The sequence below is a fragment of the Endozoicomonas sp. ALB115 genome (assembly GCF_049310245.1).
GTDB lineage: Bacteria > Pseudomonadota > Gammaproteobacteria > Pseudomonadales > Endozoicomonadaceae > Endozoicomonas.
The window spans coordinates 1-5000 of record NZ_JBLYZG010000131.1; the positions used below are offsets into that span (position 1 = coordinate 1).

Genomic DNA, 5000 nt, shown 5'->3' on the forward strand with positions numbered 1-5000 from the left:
CCGGACTCTGATAGATCGTGCCAAGCACCCTTCGACTCCGCTCAGGGTGAACGGAGATCGTACACGTCAAACTCATTGAAACCATGTACTACGTTCGTCCTGAGCCTGTCGAAGGACGTGAACTCCGGCCTCATGTATTGTGCCAATCACCCTTCGATGCTTCGACAAGTTCAGCACTCAGGATGAACGGAGATCGAGCCCAAAATGTGGAAATTATTTCGGGACAATTCCTAAGCAGTTGGCCGAGAATAGACTGCCCTGCTGATCAGGGATGCTTCTTTTTTGGGCGGTTGACGGGCTGGTTTTCGATGGTGCAAAAAAAGAAATTGGCTAATGGATAAACGATGGTGTGACTTTTTAAACCCTAAAATAAAAAAAATAACTCGAAAATTTTACGTCACTGCATAGACGAATAGGAATACATAATTACATCTGAATAAACGGCCATCAATAAGGTAGAAGGATTAAAACGCTAATTTTTCGCTAATTTTAATTAGTTTTACCACCATTCAAGTATAAAGATAACACGACACTTTTAACGTAGGCATCGCGTCCACTAAAAAAAAATATAACCCGGGAACTTTTACGTCACTGCATAAACGAACAAGGGAGTGCGCCGTCATTTTTTGTGCGCTTTCTAATGTACTGTTATGCACTACTACATCATTTCAAGGAGATTGACGTGTACCAACTCCGTTCATCCTGAGCGGAGTCGAAGTGTGTTGGCACGATCTATCATGGCCCGGAGTTTGCGCCCTTCGATGCTTCGACAAGCTCAGCACTCAGGACGAACGGAGTGCAGAGGCTTGTGATAACGACAACCCGTCAAACTCATTGAAACCATGTACTACAACAGTAGGAGTCCTGTTTATGATTCAGCAACCCATTCAGCAATCCAATCAGCGATCCACTATTCAGCAACCATTATGTGACACGTCTTCCCAATGTTCAGGGAATGGCGTCGAACACTCCTGGCTCGGCCATGGCGTTGCTGTTTCTAAAGCATTTGTGAAATCATTGATTCCAATGGAAGACCCTTGCCTCAGTTTCAATTCCCGCAAAGCAGTGAAAGATCTTCTGCGACTGGCCACAGCAACTATCCTGCCGTCAAGTTCCATCCTTTTCATGGTGAAAGATATGGCCAATGCCTGGTCCGGAAGCGGTTTGCCCGGGCCGGATGCAAAACCGGAATTACCACAGACCTCAAAAGAAACCCGGGAAGAGGCTCAGGAAAAAGAAACCGGCTCGAAAAACGTACCCCTTCAACAGCCATCCACGGCCCGCTATCAAGGGAGTCAGGGAACCAAAGGGCTACTTGCCCTTGGCACGCTGGCCAGCTCTTTTCCGTATGCGAATTCGAAACAGATTAATAATGCAGAAGACCTGGGCAAGATTGGTCGAGATCCCGAATTTCCACCAAACGGCAAATATCAACAGACAGCGAATATTGTTGTCAATAAAGACCATAAACCCATTGGCACATTCACCGGGGAGTACGATGGGCAGTGCCATACCATCAGCGGCCTGTCTGACTGTTTTGTTGACACTCTGCAAGGCAACATCAGTGACCTTCAGTTTACTCGTGCCAATATAAAAAATTCCGCGAAGCCGACCGGGTTAGCAGCCTGTGTTGTTGATGATACTGGCACAGTCAGTAATATCCGGGCGAAAGATGTTCATATTGTCAACTCGGGTGACTATGCAGACGCCGGCATCGGGGGGGGGCGGGTTTACGGAACGGTTGACAAAACCATGGCTGTGAACAGCACGGTCAAAACCAAGGGTGAATCAGCATACGCCGGCATCGGGGGGGGGAGGGTTTACGGAACGGTTGACAAAACCACGGCGGTGAACAGCACGGTCGAAACCGTGGGTTGGCGTGCAAACGCCGGCATCGGGGGGGGGAGGGTTTTCGGTGTCGGAACGGTTGCCAACACCGCGGCGGTAAACAGCAATGTCACAACCTCGGGTTATGGTTCATACGCCGGCATCGGGGGGGGGGCGGTTTTAGATGGAGGAACGGTTGCCAACACCACGGCGGTGAACAGCCATGTCAAAACCACGGATAGTAATGCATACGCCGGCATCGGGGTGGGGGTGGTTTACCCTGGAGGAACGGTTGCCAACATCACGGCGGTGAACAGCCATGTCACAACCACGGGTAGTAATGAATACGCCGGCATCGAGGGTGGCTGGGTTATGGAAGAAATGGATACCAACACCAAGGCGGTGAACAGCTATGTCAATGGCAATAAAGAGAATTTTGGATCTATCTCCAATGATCAGCTTCTTTGCCAAAAAGCAGACCTACGTGTGTTAACAGCCAATTGCTCTCCGAAAACTGAATTTCTGGATGCGCTGGATTTTTCGAACAGTAATGCTTGCCCGGTAAATGCCGCTACAGTGTCAACTGCCGCTCAAGAGTCAACAGCTGGGACGGCGGCCGCCACAGTGTCAACAGGCGTTATAGCATCAACAGCCACTACAGCGTCAACAGCCGCTAAAGAGTCAACACCCACTACAGCATCAACAGCCGTTTCAGCATCAACAGCCGCTACGGTTGCAGCTACAGTGTCAACTGCCGCTAAAGAGTCAACAGCTGCGGTGGCGGCCGCCACAGTGTCAACAGACGCTACAGCATCAACACCCACTACAGCGTCAACAGCTGCGGCAGCAGCCGCCACAGCGTCAACAGCCGCTACAGCATCAACACCCATAAAGATTAATGATACAGAAACCCTGGGCAAGATTGGCCGACATCCCGCCTATCCACTGAACGGTACCTATCAACAGACGGCGGATATTGATGCCTCTCAATTCCATCAATCCATTGGTGATGAATGGGATCACTTCACCGGGCAGTACGATGGGAAGGATCATACCATCAGCGGCCTGTCTGGCTGTTTTGTTGACACTCTGGAAGGCAGCATCAGTAACCTTCGCTTTACCGGTGCCCGTATAAATTCCTATGAGCCGGCAGGTGTGGTGGCTTGTACTGTGAATGGCCAAGTCCGTAATATCCGGGCCGAAGATGTTCAAATTGCCACCTTGAGTAATTATGCAGACGCCGGCATCGGGGGGGGGATCGTTGGCGCTGGAGGAACGGTTGCCAACACCACGGCGGTGAACAGCAAAGTCCAATCCTTTGGTGGCAGTTCATACGCCGGCATCGGGGGTGGGTGGGTTAAAGATGGAGCAATGGTTGCCAACACCACGGCGGTGAACAGCACGGTCAAAACCAGGGGTTATGCTGCACACGCCGGCATCGGGGGAGGGGTGGTTAACGATGGAGCAACGGTTGCCAACACCACGGTAGTTAACAGCAGGGTCAAAACCTCGCATCACTATGCAAACGCTGGCATCGGGGGTGGGTGGGTTGGCACTGGAGGATCGGTTGCCAACACCACGGCGGTGGACAGCACGGTCGAAACCAAGCATAAACTTGCCTACGCCGGCATCGGAGGGGGGGTGGTTTTAGATGGAGGAACGGTTACCAACACCACGGCGATGGACAGCACGGTCAAAACCAGGGGTATAAATTCACACGCCGGCATCGGGGGTGGGTGGGTTGGCGCCGGGAAAAAGCTTGCCAGATCCTCGGGTGTCAATACTAACGACGACATCAGGAGGTGGGCTGGCGTTGGAGGAACGGTTACCGACACCACAGCGTTGAACAGCAGGGTCGAAACCTCGCGTATGAATGCACACGCCGGCATCGGGGGCGGGGTGGTTAACCATGGAGCAACGGTTGCCAACACCAAGGCGGTGAACAGCACGGTCGTAACCTCGGAAGACCATGCCAAAGCTGCCATTGGGGGGGGAGTGGTTTACGATGGAGGAACGGTTGCCAACACCACGGCGATGAACAGCACGGTGGAAACCTCGGGTAAACTTGCATACGTCGGCATCGGGGGGGGAGTGGTTTTAGATGGAGGAACGGTTGCCAACACCACGGCGGTGGACAGCACGGTCAAAACCTCGGGTAAATTTGCACACGCCGGCATCGGGGGGGGAGTGGTTTACGATGGAGGAACGGTTGCCAACACCACTGCGGTGGACAGCACGGTCGAAACCTCGGGTAACTATGCACACGCCGGCATCGGGGCGGGAGTGGTTTACGATGGAGGAACGGTTGCCAACACCACGGTGGTGAACAGCAGGTTCGAAAGCAAGGGTTGGGATGCACCCCACCGCGTCGGGCGGAGGAGTGTTGGTGATGGAGGAGGGGTTGCCGACACACCTGCGTTGGACGGTAGGGTTGCCGACACCCCGGCGTTGGACGGCAGCAATGCCGCTACAGCAACAACAGCCGCTACGATGGGAATTACCTCAGCTTCCCTTCTGGCAGCGGGTGGATTGGGGATTGCCGGCTATTCAACCTATCAATGGATTACCGGTTACCAGGAGGGGTTGCGTGGTCAGGAGCTGGCGATGAAACCACTGACACGTGGTAAAGAACTGGCAAGCGCTGCGGTCAACTCGGTATCCCAGGGTATTCAGGGAATCCGGGAACGAATGAACAGGCAGAGTGTTCCTACGCAGGAACCAACCCCTGAATGAGTTCGGTACAGAGTGACTGAGCTGGACAAACGTTTTAATCAACTATCACAACCGGAACAATCCCGACTGTTACCCTTCACCAAAACCACCGAAGCGCCTGATACCAGAGGCGCTTTTTTAATGTTCACCGATGGACTTTAGCCTGAAAAGCAGGGAGCAATTTTAAGGGATGCCCGCAGGCATTTATAACTTTTGCCGTGAAAAATATTTTCACGCGCCATGGGCATTTGTGGTGACCTTTGAAAGCCAGGCTCTGATTGCACCACCGTTCGATCCATAGAGCTGAATACACCATGCTAAGTAGTTGGCCGAGAATAGACTGCCCTGCTGATCAGGAATGCTTCTTTTTTGGCCTCGTCAGTAAAATCTGTGGGTCATTTCCGGTTCAGGTAACTTGCCAAGCGCATGATATAACGCGATTTCCGCACATCTGTAGGTCC

At 52.5% G+C, this 5000-nt stretch carries 2 protein-coding genes; both read left to right on the forward strand.

Translation table 11 applies throughout. The annotated features are described in order from the left end of the window. Positions 1-870 precede the first annotated feature (870 nt). Entirely contained in the window at positions 871-4560 is a 3690-nt protein-coding gene (locus ACO6VE_RS23830) for a hypothetical protein (protein ID WP_422463929.1), read from the forward strand. Positions 4561-4572: 12 nt separating this feature from the next. After that, positions 4573-4701, forward strand: coding sequence for a hypothetical protein (locus ACO6VE_RS23835; RefSeq protein ID WP_422463931.1), 129 nt, complete (start codon positions 4573-4575; stop codon positions 4699-4701). Positions 4702-5000: the final 299 nt, after the last annotated feature.

Excerpts from the sequence above, each read along its gene's own strand:
- ACO6VE_RS23830 (WP_422463929.1), top strand. The coding sequence starts at position 871 with ATGATTCAGCAACCCATTCAGCAATCCAATCAGCGATCCACTATTCAG.